The sequence below is a fragment of the Streptomyces sp. NPDC055506 genome, from assembly GCF_053643595.1.
This window is the reverse complement of sequence record NZ_JBSHKH010000143.1, coordinates 1-20,642: the sequence shown is the minus strand read 5'-3', so window position 1 is coordinate 20,642 and position 20,642 is coordinate 1. Positions and strand designations below refer to the sequence as shown.

The following is a 20,642-nucleotide window of genomic DNA, read 5'->3' as shown; positions in this document are numbered from 1 at the left end:
GCGGTAAATGCCGGTTTAATTAGCCTTTTCGGGCTTCCATGCCGGCGGGGGGGGGGCTGGGGCCACCCGGGGTGGGCTAAGCCCCCGCCGTCGTCATGAGCAGACCTTGCCGTCCTTCGGGACCGAGCCGTCCAGCAGATACGCGTTCACCGTGGAGTCCACGCAGTCGCTCCCGCTGCCGTACGCGCCATGGCCCTGGCCCCGCCAGGTGAGCATCACGCCGACGCCCTTGCCCAGCTCGTCGGCCATCTTCCGGGCGCCCTCGTAGGGTGTTGCCGGGTCGCCGGTGTTGCCGATCACCAGGACCGGCGCCGCGCCGGGGGCGCTCACCTCCGGGGTGTCGTGCTGTCCGGGCACCGGCCAGTCGTGGCACCAGCCGGCCGTGTCCCAGCCCAGGAAGGTGCCGAAGACCGGGGAGATCTTCTCGAACTCCGGCAGCAGCTCCTTCGTCCGGGCCGCGGTCGGCCGCTGCCTGTCGTCCAGGCACGATATGACCCGTTGCGAGTGGGTCGTCGTGCCGTAGTGTCCCGACGGGGCGCGGTCGTTGTAGCCGTCGGCGAGGGTCAGCAACTCCGAGCCGTCACCCCGCTCGGCCGCGTCGAGGGCGCTGGTCAGCGTCGGCCAGCTCTCCTTGTTGTACAGGGGGAGGGTGAGGCCGGTGACCGCGAGCGTCTGGGTCAGTTTCCGCCCGGGGGTGGCCGTCGCCAGGGGGCGGGCGTCGATCCGTCGCAGCAGGTCCGCGATCTTCCGTGTGCCCTCCTGAGGGTCCTGGCCCGTGGACTCGAGATAGCCGTTCAGCGCGCGCTGGAAGCCCCTGGCCTGGTTCTGGGCATGGCCCACGGTGTCGGCGCCGGGGTCGACGACCGCGTCCAGTGTCATCCGCCCCACGTTCTTCGGGAACAAGTGGGCATAGGTGCCGCCCAGTTCGGTGCCGTACGAGATGCCGAAGTAGTGCATCTTGTCGTCGCCGAGGACTTTCCGGATGCGGTCCATGTCGCGGGCCGAGTCGGCGGTCGAGACATGCGCCATGAGCTTCCCGGCGTCCTTGCGGCAGCCCTCGCCGAAGTCGGCGGCGTCCTGGAAGTACGCCTTCTCCTCGGCCGGTGTGTCCGGGGTGACGTCCACCGACTCGGCGGCCTGGATCTCCTTGTCGCCGCGGCAGCGCACGCCCTCGCTGGCGCCCACCCCGCGCGGGTCCCAGCTCACCAGGTCGTACCGCTCACGGAGCCCGGAGACCGCCGGGGCGTACGACGGCATCATGGACAGGCCCGAGGCGCCGGGGCCTCCGAAATTGAACAGGAGCGAGCCGACGCGGTCGTCGCCGCGGGCCTTGGCGCGGATCAGTCCCAGCCCGATCGTCTCGCCGTCCGGCTTGGACCAGTCCAGCGGCACCATCAGCGTCGCGCACTGCCAGTCGCTGCTCGGCGCGGGGGCGTCGGCGGTGGCCTTGCAGCGGCCCCAGGAGAGCCCGCCGCCCTTGTCGTCGTCGGACGAGCCGCCGCTGCAGCCCGCCGCCAGCAGTGCCGAGGCGACCGCCACAGCGGTCCACCGTAGGAAGCGCGACATGCGCCCAGTCCCCCCTCGCAGGCCGTCCGCACCGTGCTGCGGATGGCGGTCAGGCCATGGTAGGCAGATCCCGCGTCGACCGTGCCGGCCTGTGGATAACCTTCTGACCTGCGGCTTTGGTGAGACTGTGGCTGTGGCTGTGGCTGCTCTCAGTTCTCAGAGGCTCAGGTTCTCGGGGGCTCAGGTGCAGACGGTCCCCGCCGGCGGCACCTTTCCGTCCAGCAGATAGCCGTGCACCGCGCTCTGCACACATTTGTTCTTGCTGTTGTAGGCGCCGTGCCCCTGTCCCCGGTACGTCAGCTCGACACCGACACCCTTGCCCAGCGCTTCCGCCATCTTCCGGGCGCCCTCGTAGGGGGTGGCCGGGTCGCCGGTGTTGCCGACGATCAGGATCGGCGCCGAGCCCGGCGCGCTCACATCCGGGTGGTCGGCGGCGCCCGCCACGGCCCAGTCGGTGCAGCCGATCATGCCCCACGCCATGGAGTCGCCGAACAGGGCGGACGCGGCGCGGAACTCGGGCAGTTTCCGCTCCACATAGGCGGTGTCGTAGCGCGGCTTGGAGTCGGAGCAGCTGATGGCGGTGTGGGCGGCGGTCGAGTTGTCGTACTCGCCGTTCTCACTGCGCCCGTTGCTCGAGTCGGACAGCAGCAACAGGATGCTGCCGTCGCCGTCGTACGCCTGCTCCAGGCCCTGCGTGAGGTACTCCCAGAAGTCCTGCGAGTACAGCGCCTGCAGGATGCCGCTGGTCGCCGCGCTCTGGGTCAGCTCGCGGGGGAAGACGCCCGGGATCGGCTTGCGGTCGAGATCCCGCAGCAGCGTGGCGATACGGTCCTTCACATCCTGCGCGCTGTCACCGATGGGGCACTCCTCGGCCTTGGACACGCAATCCTCGGCGAAGTTGTCGAGCGCGAGCTGGAAGCCCTTTGCCTGTCCGAGCGAGCCCTGCTCGGAGTTCTGCGTGGGATCGACGACGGCGTCGAACACGGCACGGCCTACCCGCTTGGGGAACAGGTGTGCGTAGACGCCGCCGAGTTCGGTGCCGTAGGAGATGCCGAAGTAGTGCAGCTTGTCGTCGCCGAGGACCTGGCGCATCAGGTCCAGGTCGCGGGCCGCGTCGGTGGTGCGCACATGTGGCAGGACCTTCTCGGAGTTCTGCTCGCAGGCGTCGTTGAACTCCTTGGTGCTGTCCAGGAGCTCGGTGCGTTCGGCCGTGTCGTCGGGCGTGCCGTCCTGCTGGAAGTACGCGTCGAGCTGCTGGTCGTTCTCGCAGATCACGGGGTCGCTGCGGCCCACTCCGCGCGGGTCGAAGCTGACCAGGTCGTAGCGGGTGCGCAGGGTCTCGTAGTCCTCGGCGAAGCCGGGCAGAGCGGTGACACCCGAGCCGCCGGGGCCGCCGAAGTTGAAGATGAGTGAGCCGATGCGTTCGCTCGCGTCACCGGTGGTCCTGACCCGGATCAGCTCGATACCGATCGTGTCGCCCTTGGGATCGTCCCAGTCGAGAGGGGCCTTCATGGTGGTGCACTGCCACTCGCCGTTGTCCGGCAGGGGAGAGGGGGCGGGGCCTTCGCCCTGGGCCTCGTCGGGGGCCGGGCAGGCCTTCCAGCTCAGTTCCTGCCGCGTGAGGTCCTCGTCCTTGGCGTCGTCGTCACCGCAGCTCGCCAGCACGGTGGACAGCAGCACGGCGATGGCGGTCAGGACGACGGCGCGCAGCCGGAGGAGCGATGGCATGGTTCCATCCTGCGGCGGCCCGGGGGCGGACGCGCGGGACGCGTGTCGTACGAGGTAGGAGGGGCTGGTGTTGCAAGAAGCCGTGCCGAGCCCCCTGCCCGCCGGCCCCTGGCGTCAGAGGGCCTGCTTGCGGGTGAGGTGGTTGAAGGCCAGCCAGCCCGGCAGCACGGGCAGCCACAGCGTCAGCAGGCGGAACAGCAGCACGGCCGGTGCCGCGACCTCCTTCGGGAGGCCGACGGCGATCAGACCGACCGTCAAGGTCGCCTCGACCGCGCCCACACCGCCCGGCGTCGGAGCCGCGGACCCCAGGGCGTTGCCCGCGAGGAAGACGACGGCGACGCTGGCGAGGCTGATCGAGGTGGACTCGTCGCCGAACGCGCGGATCGACGCGTCCAGGCACATCACGAAGCATGCGGTCAGCAGCAGCATGCCGCCGATGCCGGTGACCAGCTTCTGCGGCCGCTGCAGCACGTCCAGCATGCGCGGCACGACACCCGCGAACAGCGACCGCACGCGCGTGACGACGAACTTCCGCAGGAACGGCACCGAGGTCACCACGAGCACGAGCACCGCCACCGTCAGCAGACCGGCGATGACCGTCCGGGACGGCGACAGCGACGGCGTCTTCTCCGTGCCGGTCAGATAGCCGAAGGCCAGCAGCATCAGGATGTGGCAGCCGAGCCCGAACAACTGCGACGCGCCCACGCTCGCCACCGCGAGCCCCGGCCGCACTCCCGCGCGCTGCAGGAAGCGCGTGTTCAGGGCGACACCGCCCACCGCCGCCGGGGCAACGATCTTCACGAACGATCCGGCGACCTGTGCCGCCACGGTCCGCAGGAACGGCACCCGCTCGGGCACGAACCCCAGCAGAGCCATGGCCGCCGCGAGGTAGCTGCACATGGAGAACAGCACCGCCGCGGCGACCCAGCCCCATTCGGCGTTCGCGATGAGCGGTCCGAACTCGATGTGCGTGAGCTGCGTCAGCAGGAAGTACGCGCCGATCGCTCCGGCCATGAAACTGATCAGCGTGCGCGGCCGTACCCGCTCCAGCCGGGCCGGCTCGACCGGTGCCTGCGGCCTGATCAGCAGTACCTCGTGGCGGATCTGGGTGAGCAGGTCCTCCTCGCGCGCCTCCTCGACGGCCTCGTCGATGGCCCGCTTCTCGGCCCGCTGCTCCGCCCGTACGGCCTTCTTGTCGGCCTTCTCCGAGACCGGAACGGCCTCGTCCGAGGACTCCTCCAGGCGCGCCTGCTTGGCCAGCAGGGACGCCTCCAGAACCGCCTCGCGCTCGCGCTGTGCCCGCTCCCTGGCCAGTTTGCGCAGCGTCGCGCGCGTGGAGCGGCTGAGCGCGATGGGCTGGAGCATCGGCAGACAGTCCGCCACCGCGTCCGGGCCGAGCACGCCGACTGCCGAGGCCACCGCCCGCTCGGCGCCCACCCGGAGGCCGAGGGTCACCAGCAGCTGGGAGATGTCCATGCGCAGCAGCAGGTCGCCGGCCGCGATCTCGCCGACGCGCAGGTCGGTGAGGATCACCGTGCCGGAACGATCCACCAGGATCGCGTCGCCCACCAGCCTGCGGTGCGCGATACGCCGGGACTGCAGGGCCTTCACCTGGTGCCAGGTGTCGCGCAGCAGATTGTCGGTGATCTCCTCGTCCGGCAGGGAGTCGAGGGTGTGTGCGCCGCTGTGCTCGTAGACGAGCATGACCGCGTCAGGGCCGAGCTCGGAGGTGGCGATCAGCTTGGGCGCGTTGGCACCGGCCGCGATGGCCGCGTACGCCAGCAGCGCCTCCTGTTCCAGGGCCTGGCGCAGCGACTGGAGGCTGCTGCGGGTGGCGAAGCCGCGCAGGGTCAGATTGCGCCACGCACGGTAGAAGAAGCCCTGGGCCTGCTGCTCCCGGTCGACCACCGTGACGTCCAGCGGCGGGCCGTCCTCGAGCGTGACGAAGTAGCGCCGGCCCCGGTCGCCGGTGTCCGGGTTGTCCGAGGTGTCCTCGCGTGACGCGCTGACCGGGCGGAAGCCGACGGTCCGCAGGCCGGCCATCAGGGTCTGTCCGGTGGGCCGGACATTGGGTGAGCCGACCGCGTACAGCGTGCCGTAGGCCACGGTCCAGCCGATCAGCACGGTCAGGATGATCGAGAACGGGGTCGTGTACCCGGTGACGAGCATCGAGAAGGCGTCGAGCAGCAGCACGACCCACAGCACCGTGCGCCACCTGGGTCTGCGTGACATGCCGACGGCCGTCATATAGGCGATGACCGGCGCCAGATAGCCGTGCACGGGATCGGTCAGCGCGTGGATGTCCCCGGGGGAGGGCTGGGTGAGCGCCTCCTGGATCGAGTCGGGGGCGGCCCGGGCGACCCACAGGTCGGTGGCGAGTGTCACACCGTGCGCGAGGACCGCCGCGAGCACGCCGTCGGCGATGCGCAGCCCGTCCCGTTTGATCAGCCGCTCGATGGCGAAGGCGACCGGCACCAGCAGGATCGCGATGCTGGAGGCCAGCCCCGCGATCTTGATGAGCAGATCGGGTGCCTGCCCGGTGCCCTTGTTGATGTCCTGTTCGAGGCCCGAGGTGGTGCCGTGCGCGAACGCGGCGATGCCGATCAGCACCGCGACGGCGAGCACGCCCACCAGGAGCCGCATCAGATCGGACGGACGGTGCACGCGCGCGGGGAGCAGCGGTTCGTCGCCCTCCACCTCGTCGATGTGCGCGATGTCCGGTTCCTCTGAGACCGACCGGGCCTGCTTCCTGCCCGCCTTCGGGCCGTCGTCCGGCGGGTCCGGGCGCGACGCAGCGTCAGAGGTGCCCTCCGTGTCGTCCGGGTGCGCACCCTGTTGCTTCATCGTCTCTTCTTGGTCTCGTATCACCGGTCACCGCCCGCACGATGGTGGCATGCCGCACCGATACGCGGGGGCATCAGGGTGCACATGCGGGGGCGGACAGTCTGCCCGACGCGGTCCTGCCGGGCGAAGGAATCGCCCGGGAGTACGCGCGTCCCGTTGTCGGTGGGGTGGGGCAGGATGGGGCGGATGAGTGAGCAGAGCCTTGAGGGGGACCGGCACGGGGACGAGCCCCCGGAAGCCCTGCCCGCCTATGCCGAGCGGGTCCTCGACGTCGCCGAACTGATCCCGCCGGGCTGTGTCATGACATACGGCGATGTCGCCGAGTGGCTCGAGGAGGGCGGTCCGCGGCAGGTCGGCCGTGTGATGGCTCTCTACGGGGGAGCCGTTCCGTGGTGGCGGGTCGTCCGCGCGGACGGTGTCCTGCTCCCGGGGCACGAGCAGCGGGCTCTCGGCCACTACCACGCGGAGGGCACGCCCCTGAAGGAGGCGAGCCGGGCCGCCGAGGGCCACCTGCCGCGGATCGACATGCGACGGGCGCGGTGGGACGGCGGCGAACGCGCGGAGGGTCACACCTGACAGCTTCCGCCATCCGGCGGCCTCCCGTGTGGCCCGTGATCCGGACGGGGGAATCGGGGCACGTCGGTGCCATGACGTACGTTCGTGAGGCGAGGGGCATGAGTGGCACACGTGCCGCGAGTGGCCGGCGGGAAGAAGGGGAAGCCCTGCTTCCGCCTCACCCGTCGGCGTAGCGTCGGCTGCGCGTGTCCCCGTCACCCCGCGGTCACCGCCCGCCACGCGCGGTGGCCCGCCCACCAGTACTTCCACCAGGACCGGCGAACCACGTGAGCTCCTCTTCCTCCACCAGCGGCCTGTCGCACCCCCGGGTGCGGCGGGGGAGCCGTGGCGCTTACCGACTGGTACGTACCCCTCCCGCCCAGGTGGACCCCCCTCTTTTGGACGCCTCGCAGCGCTCCGTGGTTGACCACGAGGCCGGCCCGCTGCTCGTCCTCGCGGGTCCGGGCACCGGCAAGACCACCACGCTCGTCGAGTCAGTGGCCGGGCGCATCGCCCGGGGCGGGGACCCCGAGCGGGTCCTGGTCCTCACGTTCAGCCGCAAGGCGGCCGTCGAACTGCGCGACCGCATGGCCACCCGGGCCGGGGCGGCCCGCGCTCCCCGGGCGACCACCTTCCACTCGTTCTGCTACGCCCTGGTCCGTGCCCACCAGGACAGCGACCTGTTCGTGGAGCCGATGCGGCTGCTGTCCGGCCCCGAGCAGGACGTCTCCGTACGGGAACTGCTCGCGGGCCAGGTGGACCTGGAGCGGCTCGGCCTCGCGCACGTGCGCTGGCCGGACGAACTGCGCGCCTGCCTGACCACGCGCGGTTTCGCCGACGAGGTCCGCGCGGTCCTCGCCCGCAGCCGTGAACTGGGCCTCGGACCCGACGCCCTGGACGCCTTCGCCCGCCGTACGGGACGCCCCGACTGGCGCGCGGCGGCCGCCTTCCTGGCCGAGTACCTCGACGTGCTCGACCTCCAGGGCGTGATCGACTACGCGGAGCTCGTCCACCGCGCGGTGCTCCTCGCCCGCAGGCCCGAGGTCGCGGCGTGGCTCGGCGCCCGCTACGACGCCGTCTACGTCGACGAGTACCAGGACACGGATCCCGCTCAGGTACGACTTCTGCACGCCCTGGCGGGCGGTGGCCGCACCCTTGTCGCCTTCGGTGACCCCGACCAGTCGATCTACACGTTCCGCGGGGCGGACGTGAACGGCATCCTGGACTTCCCGCACGCCTTCCCGCGCGCGGACGGCCGCCCGGCCCCCGTCGCGGTGCTGCGCACGTCCCGCCGCTCCGGCGCCGGCCTGCTCGCAGCCACCCGGCTGCTGACCCAGCGCATGCCGCTGACCCGTCTGCCCGCCGAGAAGGTGCGCGCCCACCGCGAACTCGCCGCCGTGAGGGACGGCGGCCGCGTCGAGGCGTACACGTACCCGACCTCGGGGACGGAACTGGACAACATCGCCGACATCCTCCGCAGGGCCCACCTGGAGGACGGCGTCCCCTGGAGCGAGATGGCCGTACTGGTGCGCGCCGGCTCCCGCACCGTCCCCACGGTCCGCCGCGCCCTCACCGCGGCCGGCGTCCCGGTGGACGTCGACGGCGACGACGTACCCCTGCGGCACGAACCGGCGGTGGCGCCGCTGCTGACGGCGCTTCGGGCGGTGGCTGTGGCGGAGGCGACGCCTCCCGAGGGGGAGGCCTCTTCCAAGGACGCTCCTTCTGCCGAGCCGGACACCTCCCGGCAGGACACCTGGTCCGACACCTCCTGGCTGGACACGGAAACCGCTCTCACCCTGCTCACCTCCCCGCTCGCGAGCATGGACGCCGCCGACCTGCGACGCCTGGGCCGGGCCCTGCGGGACGAGGAGCGGGCCGCGGGCAACGCGCTGCCGCCGCCCTCCGACGTGCTTCTGGCGCGGGCCCTGGCCGAGCCGGAGCGGCTGGCCGTGCACGACCCCGCGTACGCGCGCGGTGCCCAGCGTCTCGGTGCGCTGCTCCGCAAGGCCCGCGAGCGCCTGGCGGGTGGCGGTACGGCCGAGGAGGCGCTGTGGGACCTGTGGAACGGCACACCGTGGCCCGCGCGGCTGGAGCGGGCCGCCCGACGGGGCGGCGCGGCCGGGCGCAACGCGGACCGCGACCTGGACGCGGTCTGCGCGCTGTTCGCGACGGCGGCCCGCGCCGAGGAGCGCACCGGAGGCCGGGGCACGCTGAACTTCCTGGAGGAGATCGAGGCCGAGGACATCGCCGCCGACACCCTCGTGCGGCGTGCCGTACGCCCCGACGCCGTCCGCCTGATGACCGCACACCGCTCCAAGGGCCTTCAGTGGCGCCTCGTGGTCGTCGCGGGCGTCCAGGAGGGGCTCTGGCCGGACCTGCGCCGCCGCGGCTCCCTCCTGGAGGCCGACCGCATCGGGCGCGACGGACTCGCCGAACCCCTCACCCCCGGCGCGCTGCTCGCCGAGGAACGCCGCCTGTTCTACGTGGCGGCCACACGCGCGCGTGAACGCCTGGTCGTCACCGCGGTCAAGGCCCCGGCGGACGACGGTGACCAGCCCTCCCGTTTCCTCACCGAACTCGGCGTCGAACCCAAGGACGTCACCGGACGCCCGCGCCGCCCGCTGTCCGTCGCGGCACTCGTCGCCGAACTGCGCGCCACCACGGTCGACCCGCGCGTCTCCGACGCCCTCCGGGAAGCAGCCGCACGCCGCCTGGCCCGGCTCGCCGCCCTCGCCGACGAGGACGGTCGCCCCCTGGTGCCGTCCGCACACCCCTACCGCTGGTGGGGCATGTTCGAGCCGACTCACTCCAAGGTGCCGCTGCGCAACCGCGACCAGCCCGTCGTGCTCTCCGGCAGCGCCCTCGACCAGCTGGCCAACACCTGCGCCCTGCAGTGGTTCCTGGGCCGCGAGGTGAAGGCCGACGCGCCCGCGACCGTCGCACAGGGCTTCGGCAACGTCGTGCACGTCCTCGCCGACGAGGTCGCCTCCGGACACACCCCGGCCGACCTCTCCGTCCTCATGGAACGACTCGACTCCGTGTGGAACGCCCTCGCCTTCGACGCGCCCTGGAAGTCGGACCAGGAGAAGGACAACGCGCGCGTGGCGCTCGAACGGTTCCTTCAGTGGCACGTCATGGACCGCACCGGGCGGACCCCGGTCGCCAGCGAGCACGACTTCGACGTCACCCTCGAAGCGGGCGACTACCAGGTGCGCATCCGGGGCCAGATGGACCGCGTCGAGGCGGACGGCGACGGCCGCGCCTACGTGGTCGACTTCAAGACCGGCAAGCAGGCGCCCACCGGCAAAGAGGTCGAGCGCCACCCGCAGCTCGCCGTCTACCAGCTGGCCGTCCGTGAGGGCGCCGTCGACGACGCCTTCGACGGCGTGCGTCCCGAGCCGGGCGGTGCCGAACTCGTCCATCTCCGGCAGGGCGCCGCCCAGCGCGACGGCGGGGAGACCCTGCCCAAGGTGCAGGCCCAGGAGCCGCTGGAGGGGGAGTGGGTCGGCGATCTGCTGGCCACCGCCGCCGGCAAGGTCCTCGACGAACGGTTCACGCCGACCGCCGGGCAGCACTGCACGCACTGCGCGTTCCGGGCCTCGTGCAGCGCCCGCCAGGAGGGCCGCCATGTCGTCGAGTGATCTATCGCACCACACGTGCTGACCTGCGCGTCTTCCTCACCGGAGACCGTTCCGGCCGCCAGTGTCAGTGGCCGCGACTAGCCTCTCTCGATGTGCCCGCCCGTATCACCGATCCCGAACAGCTCAAGGAGCTCCTCGGCATCCCGTTCACCCCGGAGCAGACGGCCTGCATCACCGCGCCGCCCGCCCCGCAGGTGATCGTGGCCGGTGCCGGCTCGGGCAAGACGACCGTGATGGCCGCCCGCGTGGTGTGGCTGGTCGGCACCGGCCAGGTCGCCCCCGAGCAGGTGCTCGGCCTCACCTTCACCAACAAGGCCGCCGCCGAACTCGCCGAGCGCGTCCGCAAGGCACTGGTCAAGGCAGGCGTCACCGACCCGGACGCCATCGACCCGGACAACCCGCCGGGCGAGCCGGTGATCTCGACGTACCACTCCTTCGCGGGCCGTCTGCTGACCGACCACGGTCTGCGCCTCGGTCTTGAGCCCACGTCCCGGCTGCTCGCCGACGCGACCCGCTTCCAGCTCGCCGCGCGCGTCCTGCGTGAGGCCCCGGGGTCCTATCCGGCCCTGACCCGTTCCTTCCCGGACCTGGTCGGCGACCTCCTCGCCCTCGACGCCGAGCTCGCCGAGCACCTCGTACGCCCCGAGGCCCTGCGCGCGTACGACGCCGAACTGCTGCTGACCCTGCGCGGCGTCAAGCTCAGCAACGCCGACCTGCGCAAAGTCCCCGAAGCAGCTGCCGCGCGCCGTGAACTGGCCGAGCTGGTGAACCGCTACCGGGCCGCCAAGCGCGAGCGGGACCTCCTCGACTTCGGCGACCAGATCGCCCTGTCGGCCCGGCTCGCCGGGATCCCCGAAGTGGGCCGCCTCCTGCGCGACGAGTTCCGGGTGGTCCTGCTCGACGAGTACCAGGACACATCGGTCGCCCAACGCGTCCTGCTGGCGGGCCTGTTCGGCGAGGGCACCGGCCACCCGGTCACCGCCGTGGGCGACCCCTGCCAGGCGATCTACGGCTGGCGCGGCGCCTCCGTCGCCAACCTCGACGACTTCCCCGAGCACTTCGCCCGCGCCGACGGCCGCCCCGCGACCCGCCAGGCCCTCAGCGAGAACCGCCGCAGCGGCGGCCGCCTCCTCGACCTCGCCAACGGCCTCGCGGAGCCCCTGCGCGCCCTGCACGCGGGCGTGGAGGCACTTCGCCCCGCCCCCGGGGCCGAACGCGACGGCCTCGTGCGCTGCGCCCTGCTGCGCACCCATGCCGAGGAGATCGACTGGGCCGCCGACTCCGTCGCCCACCTCGTCCGCACCGGGACGGCACCCGGCGAGATCGCGGTCCTGTGCCGCACGGCGACCGACTTCTCCGAGATCCAGGGCGCACTGGTGGCCCGGGACATCCCGGTCGAGGTCGTCGGCCTGTCCGGGCTGCTGCACCTGCCCGAGATCGCCGACCTCGTCGCCGTGTGCGAGGTCCTCCAGGACCCCGGCGCCAACGCCTCCCTGGTCCGCCTGCTGACCGGCCCGCGCTGGCGCATCGGTCCGCGCGACCTCGCCCTGCTAGGGCGGCGGGCCCGTTTTCTCGTGACCCACGCGCGCGTGGAGGGCGACGACGACCCGGACCGCCGCCTCGCCGAGGCTGTCGAGGGGGTCGACCCGGCCGAGGTGATCTCCCTCGCGGACGCCCTCGACACCTTCCTGGAGACGCCGCTGGACGGCCAGGGGGACGACGACGGGCTGCCCTTCTCGCCCGACGCGCGCGTGCGCTTCGCCCGCCTCGCCACCGAACTGCGCGACCTGCGCCGCTCCCTGTCCGACCCGCTGATGGACGTCCTGCACCGCGTCCTCGCCGTCACCGGTCTGGAAGTGGAGCTGTCGGCGTCCCCGCATGCCCTGGCGGCGCGGCGCCGCGAGACCCTCTCCAACTTCCTGGACGTCGCCGCCTCCTTCGCCGCCGGCGACAACGAGGCCAGCCTGCTCGCCTTCCTCGGCTTCCTGCGTACCGCCGCCCAGTACGAGAAGGGCCTCGACAATGCCCTCCCCGGCGGCGAGAACACGGTCAAGGTGCTCACCGCCCACAAGTCCAAGGGCCTCGAATGGGACGTCGTGGTCGTCCCCGGCCTGGTCACCGGCACCTTCCCCAGCAGCCAGGGGCGCGAGAAGTGGACCTCCCAGGGCAAGGTCCTGCCGCACGAACTGCGCGGCGACGCCGACACCCTCCCCGACATCACCTCCTGGGACGCCAAGGGCCTCAAGGCCTTCCACGAGGCCATGAAGGACCACCAGCACATCGAGGAACTCCGCCTCGGCTACGTCACCTTCACCCGCCCCCGCTCCCTGCTCCTGGGCTCCGGCCACTGGTGGGGACCCACCCAGAAGAAGCGCCGCGGCCCCTCCGCGTTCCTCCAGGACCTCTACGAGCACTGCGCGGCCGGGTACGGCGAGATCGAGGCCTGGGCGGACGAACCGGCCGAGGACGAGGAGAACCCGGCCCTGCACCGGGCCACCGCCGACCAGGTGTGGCCCCTGCCCCTGGATGAGGCGGCCCTGGCCCGCCGCCGCGCCGCCGCCGAGACCGTCCTGGCCCACCTGGAGGACCTCGCGTCCCACGAGGACGGGCATCCGGCGGCCGTCCACGACCCGGACGCGTTCGACGACCCGGAGTGGCCCCCGCCCCCCGAGGACGACGAGCCTCCGTATGACGAGCCTCCGTATGACGAGCCGGACCCGTTCGACTTCGACGCGGGCCCCTCGGATGAAGCCCCCTTCGACGAAGACGCCTTCGCAGAAGCAGAAGCAGAAGCAGAAGCGGCAGCAGAAGAGGCGGCGGACGGGGACGCGCGGCCGGCGGACCGCCCCACGGTCCCCCACCAGGCGGGGCCGTACGACCCCCCGGCCCCCCACCGACACCGCAGCCCGGGCCTCACCCCGGAGGAAGCCCGCACCATCGCCTCCTGGGACCGCGACCTCGACGCCCTCACCGGCGAACTCCTGCGCGCCCGCGACAGTGTCACCGAGGTCACCCTGCCCAGCTCCCTCACGGCCTCGCAGCTGCTGCTCCTGGCCGCCGACCCGGACGGCCTCGCCCAGGAGCTGGCCCGCCCCATGCCGCGCCCGCCCCAGCCCGCCGCCCGCCGCGGCACCCGCTTCCACGCCTGGGTCGAGGCCCGCTTCGAAGAGCTGACGCTGCCCCTGCTGGAGCCGGAGGAACTGCCCGGCGGCGAAGCGGAGATCGCCGACGAACGGGACCTGGAGGCCCTCAAGGACGCCTTCGACCAAACCGAGTACGCGCACCGCACGCCCTACCGGGTGGAGGCCCCCTTCCAGCTCGCGCTCGCCGGCCGCGTCGTACGGGGCCGTATCGACGCCGTCTACAAGGAGGGCGACGGTGAGGGCGCGACGTACGAGATCGTCGACTGGAAGACCAACCGCTCACACACCGCGGACCCCCTCCAGCTCGCCGTCTACCGACTGGCCTGGGCCGAGCAGCAGGGAGTTCCCCTGGAATCCGTCACGGCCGGGTTCCTGTACGTGCGCAGCGGCGAGATCGTCCGCCCCGACGACCTGCCGGACCGCGAGGCGCTGGAACGGCTGCTGAGCGAGGATCCGCCCGGTGAGGAACCGCACTCCGAGGACGTCAGTGCGGGCCGATAGGCTCGTGACCATGAGCCAGACCCCGGACAGCGTCGTCCGTACGTACATCCAGCAGCATCGCGACGCCTTCCTCGACGACCTCGCCGAGTGGCTGCGCATCCCGTCGGTGTCCGCCCAGCCGGACCACGCGCCCGATGTACGACGCAGCGCCGACTGGCTCGCCGCCGAGCTGAAGGAGACCGGGTTCCTGACGGCCGAGGTCTGGCAGACCCCCGGCGCGCCCGCCGTCTTCGCCGAGTGGCCCTCCGACGACCCGCGGGCGCCCACGGTGCTGGTCTACGGCCACCACGACGTGCAGCCCGCCGCTCGGGAGGACGGCTGGGACAGCGACCCCTTCGAGCCCGTCGTCCGCGAGAACCGTCTCTACGCGCGCGGGGCGGCCGACGACAAGGGCCAGGTGTTCTTCCACACCCTGGGCGTCCGCGCCCATCTCGCCGCCACCGGCCGCACCACCCCGGCGGTGCATCTGAAGCTGCTGATCGAGGGTGAGGAGGAGTCCGGCTCGCCCCACTTCCGGGCCCTCGTCGAGCAGCATGCCGGGCGGCTCGCCGCCGACGCCGTGATCGTCTCCGACACCGGCATGTGGTCCGAGGACACCCCCACGGTCTGCACCGGCATGCGCGGCCTCGCCGAATGCGAGATACGGCTGCACGGCCCCGACCAGGACATCCACTCCGGCTCCTTCGGCGGCGCGGTGCCCAACCCGGCGACCACCGCCGCCCGCCTGGTCGCCGCCCTGCACGACGAGCACGCGCGCGTGGCGATCCCGGGCTTCTACGACGGCGTGGTCGAGCTCACCGACCGCGACCGCGAGCTCTTCGCCGAGCTGCCCTTCGACGAGTCGCAGTGGCTGCGCACGGCCAAGTCGTACGCCACCCAGGGGGAGGCCGGGTACACGACCCTGGAGCGCGTCTGGGCCCGCCCCACCGCGGAGGTCAACGGCATCGGCGGCGGCTACCAGGGTCCCGGCAGCAAGACGATCGTCCCGTCCTCCGCCCTGGTGAAGCTGTCCTTCCGGCTGGTCGCGGGCCAGGACCCCGACCACGTGGAGAAGGCCGTCCGCGCCTGGGCCGAACAGCAGGTGCCCGCCGGGATCCGCTGCGAGATCACGTTCAGCGGGGCCACGCGCCCGTGCCTGACCCCGCTGGACCACCCGGCCCTCCAGTCGGTGGCCCGCGCCATGGGCCGGGCCTTCGAGAAACCCGTCCGCTTCACCCGCGAGGGAGGCTCCGGACCGGCGGCGGACCTCCAGGACGTCCTCGGTGCTCCGGTGCTGTTCCTCGGCATCTCCGTCCCCTCCGACGGCTGGCACGCGCCGAACGAGAAGGTCGAGCTCGACCTGCTCCTCAAGGGCGTCGAGACCACCGCGTACCTGTGGGGCGACCTCGCCGAGAACTGGCGCGATGCGCCCTGAGCCTCCCCGGCCGCCCGGACCGACCGCGCGCGAGGGGCACACTGGAGGAGCCGTCCCGCACCGCCCGCCCCCCGCCGGACCCGCCCCCCGCCGTACGTCCCGCTGATCAGCCCGCCGAACCCGACCGTTCCACCGGGGAGTTGGAAGCACCAGTGACCACCTGGACCGACCAGAACGCCGACCGACCCATCTCGCTCACCGCCCCGAACGGCATCGACAGGGCCGCGCACCACCGGCTCGACGAGGCCTGGCTCGCGGCGGCGTGGAGCCACCCCTCGACGCGCTGTTTCGTGGTCTCCGGCGGCCAGGTCCTCATCGACGAGACGGCGGACGGGCACACCGAACTCGTCATGACCCCCTCCTTCGAGGCCCCCCTCACGGAGGCGCACCGGTACTTCCTCGGCACCGACGAGGACGGCGTCAGCTACTTCGCCCTCCAGAAGGACTCTCTGCCCGGGCGTATGGACCAGTCCGCGCGTCCGGCGGGCCTGCGCGAGGCGGGCCTGCTCCTGTCGGCCCGTGACGTGGGCCTGATGGTGCACGCGGTGGGGCTGGAGAACTGGCAGCGCACGCACCGTTTCTGCTCGCGCTGCGGCGAGCGCACCGTCATTGCCGCGGCCGGCCACATCCGCCGCTGCCAGGCCTGCGGCGCCGAACACTACCCCCGCACGGACCCAGCGGTGATCATGGCGGTGACCGACGAGGACGACCGGCTCCTGCTCGGCCGCCAGGTCCACTGGCCCGAGGGCCGTTTCTCGACACTCGCCGGCTTCGTCGAGCCCGGCGAGTCCATCGAGCAGTCGGTGCGCCGCGAGGTCCACGAGGAGGTCGGCATCACCGTCGGCCCGGTCGAGTACGTCGCCAGCCAGCCCTGGCCCTTCCCGTCCAGCCTCATGCTGGGCTTCATGGCCCGTGCCACCTCGACCGAGATCGAGGTCGACGGCGACGAGATCCACGAGGCCCGCTGGTTCTCCCGGGACGACCTGCGCGCCGCCTTCGAGTCCGGCGAGGTGCTCCCGCCGTACGGCATCTCGATCGCGGCGCGCCTGATCGAGCTCTGGTACGGCAAGCCGCTGCCGATGAGGAGCGTGGCCTGACGCCCGTGCGAGCCGCGCACACGCTCTGACCGCACAGACGGGGAAGGCGGTCCTGAGGGCTCAGGAACCGCCTTCCCCGCACAACCGCGCGGCGCCTTTACGCGCCGACCTTCTGCTTCACCTGAGCCAGCGACGGGTTGGTGAGGGTGGAGCCGTCCGGGAACAGAACGGTGGGCACCGTCTGGTTTCCGCCATTCGCCTTCTCCACGAACGCGGCGGATTCCGGGTCCTGCTCGATGTTGATCTCGGTGTACGCGATGCCCTCGCGGTCCATCTGGCTCTTCAGCCGGCGGCAGTAGCCGCACCACGTGGTGCTGTACATCGTCACAGTGCCCAGCATGTCTCTCGTGCTCCTTCGGTGGCTCGGGGGCGGGTGGTCGCAGAGATGGAACGTACGTGAAGGGGCCGCCATTCCCGGGGCCCGGGCCCCGCGGGACGTGACGCCTGCCGCATTAGTACGACTATCAGGGCCCGCCTGTGGACAACCGGCACGGCCGTCTCCCGCGACCTGGCAGCATGGCCGTGTGACAGCAGCAACGCACTCCACCCTGTTCCCGCAGGTACCGGACACGGCCGACGCGGTGCTCGACGGGCTCGACCCCGAGCAGCGCGAGGTGGCCACCGCCCTGCACGGTCCGGTGTGCGTCCTGGCGGGCGCGGGCACGGGCAAGACCCGGGCGATCACCCACCGCATCGCCTACGGGGTGCGCGCAGGCGTCCTCCACCCCTCCAGCGTGCTCGCCGTCACCTTCACCAACCGCGCCGCCGGAGAGATGCGCGGCCGCCTGCGCCAGCTCGGAGCCGCAGGCGTCCAGGCGCGCACCTTCCACTCGGCGGCCCTGCGTCAGCTCCAGTACTTCTGGCCGAAAGCGATCGGCGGCGCGATGCCCCGGCTCGTCGACCGCAAGATCCAGCTCGTCGCCGACGCGGCCGCGGCCTGCCGCATCCGGCTCGACCGGGGCGAGCTGCGGGACGTCACCGCCGAGATCGAATGGTCCAAGGTCACCCAGACCGTCCCCGCGGACTACGCGCCCGCCGTCGCCAAGTCGGGCCGGGAAGCCCCGCGCGACCCCGCGGAGATCGCCCAGCTCTACGCCGCCTACGAGGACGTCAAGCGCGAGCGCTCCGTCATCGACTTCGAGGACGTACTGCTGCTGACCGTGGCCGTCCTCCAGGACCGGCACGACATCGCCGAACAGGTCCGCGCCCAGTACCAGCACTTCGTCGTCGACGAGTACCAGGACGTCAGCCCCCTCCAGCAGCGCCTGCTGGAGCTGTGGCTCGGCGAGCGGGACAGCCTCTGCGTGGTCGGAGACGCCAGCCAGACGATCTATTCGTTCACGGGCGCAACGCCGGACCATCTGCTCGATTTCCGCACCCGTCACCCCGGAGCCACCGTCGTCAAGCTGGTCCGCGACTACCGTTCCACGCCCCAGGTCGTCCACCTCGCCAACGGCCTGCTCGCCCAGGCCAGGGGCCGCGCGGCCGACCACCGCCTGGAGCTCGTCTCGCAACGTGCGCCGGGGCCCGAGCCGGCCTACACGGAGTACACCGACGAGCCCGCCGAGGCGGAGGGCGCGGCCCGCCGCATCCGTGAGCTCATCGACTCGGGGGTTCCGGCCGCCGAGATCGCCATCCTGTTCCGTACGAACGCGCAGTCCGAGACCTACGAACAGGCACTCGCCGACGCCGGGGTGCCCTACCAGCTGCGCGGCGCCGAGCGGTTCTTCGACCGCCCGGAGGTGCGCAAGGCGGGCGTCGCCCTGCGCGGCGCGGCCCGCTTCGGCGGCAACGACTCCCTTCTGGACGACGTCGTCGACCTGCCCTCGCAGGTGCGCGCCGTGCTGTCGGGCGAGGGCTGGACACCGCAGCCACCGGCCGGCTCCGGCGCCGTGAGAGAGCGCTGGGAGTCCCTGGCCGCCCTGGTGAACCTCGCCCAGGACTTCGCCGCCGCCAAACCCGGCGCCACCCTGGCGGACCTCGTCGCCGAGCTCGACGAACGGGCGAACGCCCAGCACGCCCCGACCGTGCAGGGCGTCACCCTCGCCTCCCTGCACTCGGCCAAGGGCCTGGAGTGGGACGTCGTCTTCCTGGTCGGCGTCGCCGAGGGCATGATGCCGATCACCTATGCGAAGACCGACGAGCAGATCGAGGAGGAGCGCCGGCTGCTGTACGTCGGCGTCACCCGCGCGCGGGAACACCTCCATGTCTCCTGGTCCCTCTCCCGCTCACCCGGCGGCCGCCCCAACCGCCGCCCCAGCCGCTTCCTCGACGGGCTCCGCCCCGGTTCGACGGCCACCAAGGGCCGTACGGCCGGCGGTGCCGCGGGCGGTATCGAGCGCGGAACCCCCGGAACCAGGGGCTCCGCCCCGAGACGAGCGCAGCGAACCCCCGCCCGTTGCCGCGTCTGCGGCCGCACGCTGACCGACGCGGGCGAGATGAAGCTGATGCGCTGCGACGACTGCCCCTCCGACATGAACGAGGGCCTCTACGAGCAGCTCCGCGAATGGCGCGCCGACCAGGCACGGAGCAGCGGTCAGCCCGCCTTCTGCGTCTTCACGGACAGGACACTGGTGGCGATCGCCGAGACCGCGCCCGACGACGAGCACGAGCTGGCGCGCATCCCGGGCGTCGGGATGCGCAAGCTCACCCGCTACGGAGCCGATGTCCTGGCCATCTGCGCAGGCCAGTACGTCGGGGGCGACACAGATCAGGACTGACACCAACTCGTCGAAAAAATAGTTTGCGCATGCCCCAGCAATCCCCATAGGTTCTTAGGCACGAGAGCAGCGGCCTTCTCGAAGGCCCTGATTCCGTGTTGTACTTGCATATCCGTCGGACTGGTTCACCCAGTCCCCCGAGACGCCGAGAGGAGGCGAGTCCAGTGATCAGCATCAACACCAGCTCCATCAGCACCGTGAAAATGACCGATCGCTCGGCCGTCTCCGCGTGCATGCTCGGCGTTTCGAACCTGGGCACCGGTCTGTCCGGCATTCGTGCCGTCCGCCCGGCGTCCTCCTCCCTTGCTCCCGCGGGCCTTCCCGTCCGTGAGCGCAATGAGCGACCGACCAAGGCACTGGAAGCAGCAGTAAAGGCGCAGGCGCGGGCCTATGCCTTTGCGGCGACCGGTGCCGGATTCCGGAAGCAGACGACGCAGCACCACCAGATGTGGGCCTTCCGTGGGCCAGAACCCTGGAGTGATCCAGCCTGATCAGATCAGGCCGGCGCCTTCAGGGCCGCGGAACCCCATCCGGGATCCGCGGCCCTTCTGTTTGTCCCTGACCAGGGACGACGGACCGAAGGAGCCTCGGGACAACAAGAGAACCGGGTACCAGCCGCCCCCCGGCCAACAGGCCGGAACGACCAGACGAGGAAGACGAACCGTGCAACTCGAAGCGCACGCCCCGTCCGTACCGCCTTCCGACACGATCCCCAAGCCCGGCCCCACGGAGGACTCCGCCTTGACCCCGCTCACCGCGCTCACCGCGCTCGACGACGCCATCGAGAACCTCGGCGTACCCGTCCCGTGCCGCTCCTACGACCCGGAGGTCTTCTTCGCCGAGTCGCCGGCGGACGTGGAGTACGCCAAGTCCCTCTGCCGTACCTGCCCGCTGGTCGAGGCCTGCCTCGCCGGCGCCAAGGAACGGCGTGAGCCCTGGGGCGTCTGGGGTGGCGAGCTGTTCGTGCAGGGTGTCGTCGTCGCCCGGAAGCGGCCGCGTGGCCGCCCGCGCAAGAACCCGGTCACGGCATGAACACCGCAGGAACGATCGACCGTCCTCTCACGCACGACCCCCAGAAGCAGGCCCCGATGAAGCCGTCCACCGAGCCCGCCGGCTCCGCGACTCAAGACTGCACCCCGCACGGCGCGAAGGACTCGCGCCAGAACAGGACCCGAGAGATGCAACTCATCCCAGAAGCCATGGCTCGCGCACATATGCACGAGCGACTGCAGGAGGCGGAGCGAGACCGCCGGGCCGCGCGCCTGGTGGCCGCCCGCCGCATGCAGCGCAAGGCGGAGCGCGCCTCACGGCGTGCCCGCCGGGCGCTCGCCATGGCGGTCATGCAGTAACCGACCCCACCTGAAGCGGTGGCCTCCCGCACCGGGAGGCCGAGCTCACCCCGCGGGGGCCGGTCCGTGCCGAACGGACCGGCC

General features: G+C 72.0%; 13 protein-coding genes. 9 read left to right on the top strand and 4 right to left on the bottom strand.

The features are described 5' to 3' along the window. Positions 1 to 93: 93 nt before the first annotated feature. The 3 genes from ACWIF2_RS34860 to ACWIF2_RS34850 form a co-directional block, all read right to left on the bottom strand. Positions 94 to 1,566: an alpha/beta hydrolase gene (locus ACWIF2_RS34860; protein WP_454364904.1), complete on the bottom strand. Its 1,473-nt coding sequence runs from the start codon at positions 1,564 to 1,566 to the stop codon at positions 94 to 96. Between the two features lie 180 nt (positions 1,567 to 1,746). Next, a complete protein-coding gene (locus ACWIF2_RS34855; RefSeq protein WP_454364902.1) occupies positions 1,747 to 3,294 on the bottom strand; it encodes an alpha/beta fold hydrolase in 1,548 nt (515 codons plus the stop codon). 114 nt (positions 3,295 to 3,408) lie between these two features. Next, on the bottom strand, positions 3,409 to 6,138 hold the full coding sequence (locus ACWIF2_RS34850) for a lysylphosphatidylglycerol synthase domain-containing protein (RefSeq protein ID WP_454364900.1): 2,730 nt from the start codon (positions 6,136 to 6,138) through the stop codon (positions 3,409 to 3,411). 186 nt (positions 6,139 to 6,324) lie between these two features. Here ACWIF2_RS34850 and ACWIF2_RS34845 point away from each other — a divergent pair, with 186 nt between their 5' ends. From ACWIF2_RS34845 to nudC, 5 genes are all read left to right on the top strand, one after another. Continuing rightward, entirely contained in the window at positions 6,325 to 6,714 is a 390-nt protein-coding gene (locus ACWIF2_RS34845) for an MGMT family protein (RefSeq protein WP_454364898.1), read from the top strand. Between the two features lie 266 nt (positions 6,715 to 6,980). Continuing rightward, complete coding sequence (locus tag ACWIF2_RS34840; protein ID WP_454364896.1) at positions 6,981 to 10,334, top strand: ATP-dependent helicase; 3,354 nt, start codon at positions 6,981 to 6,983, stop codon at positions 10,332 to 10,334. 92 nt (positions 10,335 to 10,426) lie between these two features. Then, positions 10,427 to 13,978, top strand: a complete 3,552-nt coding sequence (locus ACWIF2_RS34835; protein ID WP_454364894.1) for a UvrD-helicase domain-containing protein — start codon at positions 10,427 to 10,429, stop codon at positions 13,976 to 13,978. 10 nt (positions 13,979 to 13,988) lie between these two features. Further along, the gene (locus tag ACWIF2_RS34830) at positions 13,989 to 15,392 is read left to right on the top strand and encodes a dipeptidase (RefSeq protein ID WP_454364892.1); all 1,404 of its coding nucleotides are present in this window, start codon (positions 13,989 to 13,991) and stop codon (positions 15,390 to 15,392) included. 152 nt (positions 15,393 to 15,544) lie between these two features. Next, complete coding sequence (gene nudC, locus ACWIF2_RS34825; RefSeq protein WP_454364890.1) at positions 15,545 to 16,489, top strand: NAD(+) diphosphatase; 945 nt, start codon at positions 15,545 to 15,547, stop codon at positions 16,487 to 16,489. Between the two features lie 97 nt (positions 16,490 to 16,586). Here nudC and ACWIF2_RS34820 read toward each other — a convergent pair whose 3' ends face one another. Next, positions 16,587 to 16,829, bottom strand: a complete 243-nt coding sequence (locus ACWIF2_RS34820; protein ID WP_031132359.1) for a mycoredoxin — start codon at positions 16,827 to 16,829, stop codon at positions 16,587 to 16,589. Between the two features lie 184 nt (positions 16,830 to 17,013). On the opposite strand from ACWIF2_RS34820, the gene ACWIF2_RS34815 reads away from it, so the two are divergent. From ACWIF2_RS34815 to ACWIF2_RS34800, 4 genes are all read left to right on the top strand, one after another. Beyond that, positions 17,014 to 19,209: an ATP-dependent DNA helicase UvrD2 gene (locus tag ACWIF2_RS34815; protein WP_454364888.1), complete on the top strand. Its 2,196-nt coding sequence runs from the start codon at positions 17,014 to 17,016 to the stop codon at positions 19,207 to 19,209. A gap of 164 nt (positions 19,210 to 19,373) precedes the next feature. Continuing rightward, the gene (locus ACWIF2_RS34810; protein ID WP_454364886.1) at positions 19,374 to 19,700 is read left to right on the top strand and encodes a hypothetical protein; all 327 of its coding nucleotides are present in this window, start codon (positions 19,374 to 19,376) and stop codon (positions 19,698 to 19,700) included. A gap of 172 nt (positions 19,701 to 19,872) precedes the next feature. Next, positions 19,873 to 20,241: a WhiB family transcriptional regulator gene (locus tag ACWIF2_RS34805; RefSeq protein ID WP_190049450.1), complete on the top strand. Its 369-nt coding sequence runs from the start codon at positions 19,873 to 19,875 to the stop codon at positions 20,239 to 20,241. Next, positions 20,238 to 20,558 (top strand): hypothetical protein, encoded by a 321-nt coding sequence (locus tag ACWIF2_RS34800; protein ID WP_454364884.1) that lies wholly within the window; start codon positions 20,238 to 20,240, stop codon positions 20,556 to 20,558. The genes ACWIF2_RS34805 and ACWIF2_RS34800 overlap by 4 nt, the downstream gene beginning before the upstream one ends. The last annotated feature ends 84 nt before the right edge of the window (positions 20,559 to 20,642 follow it).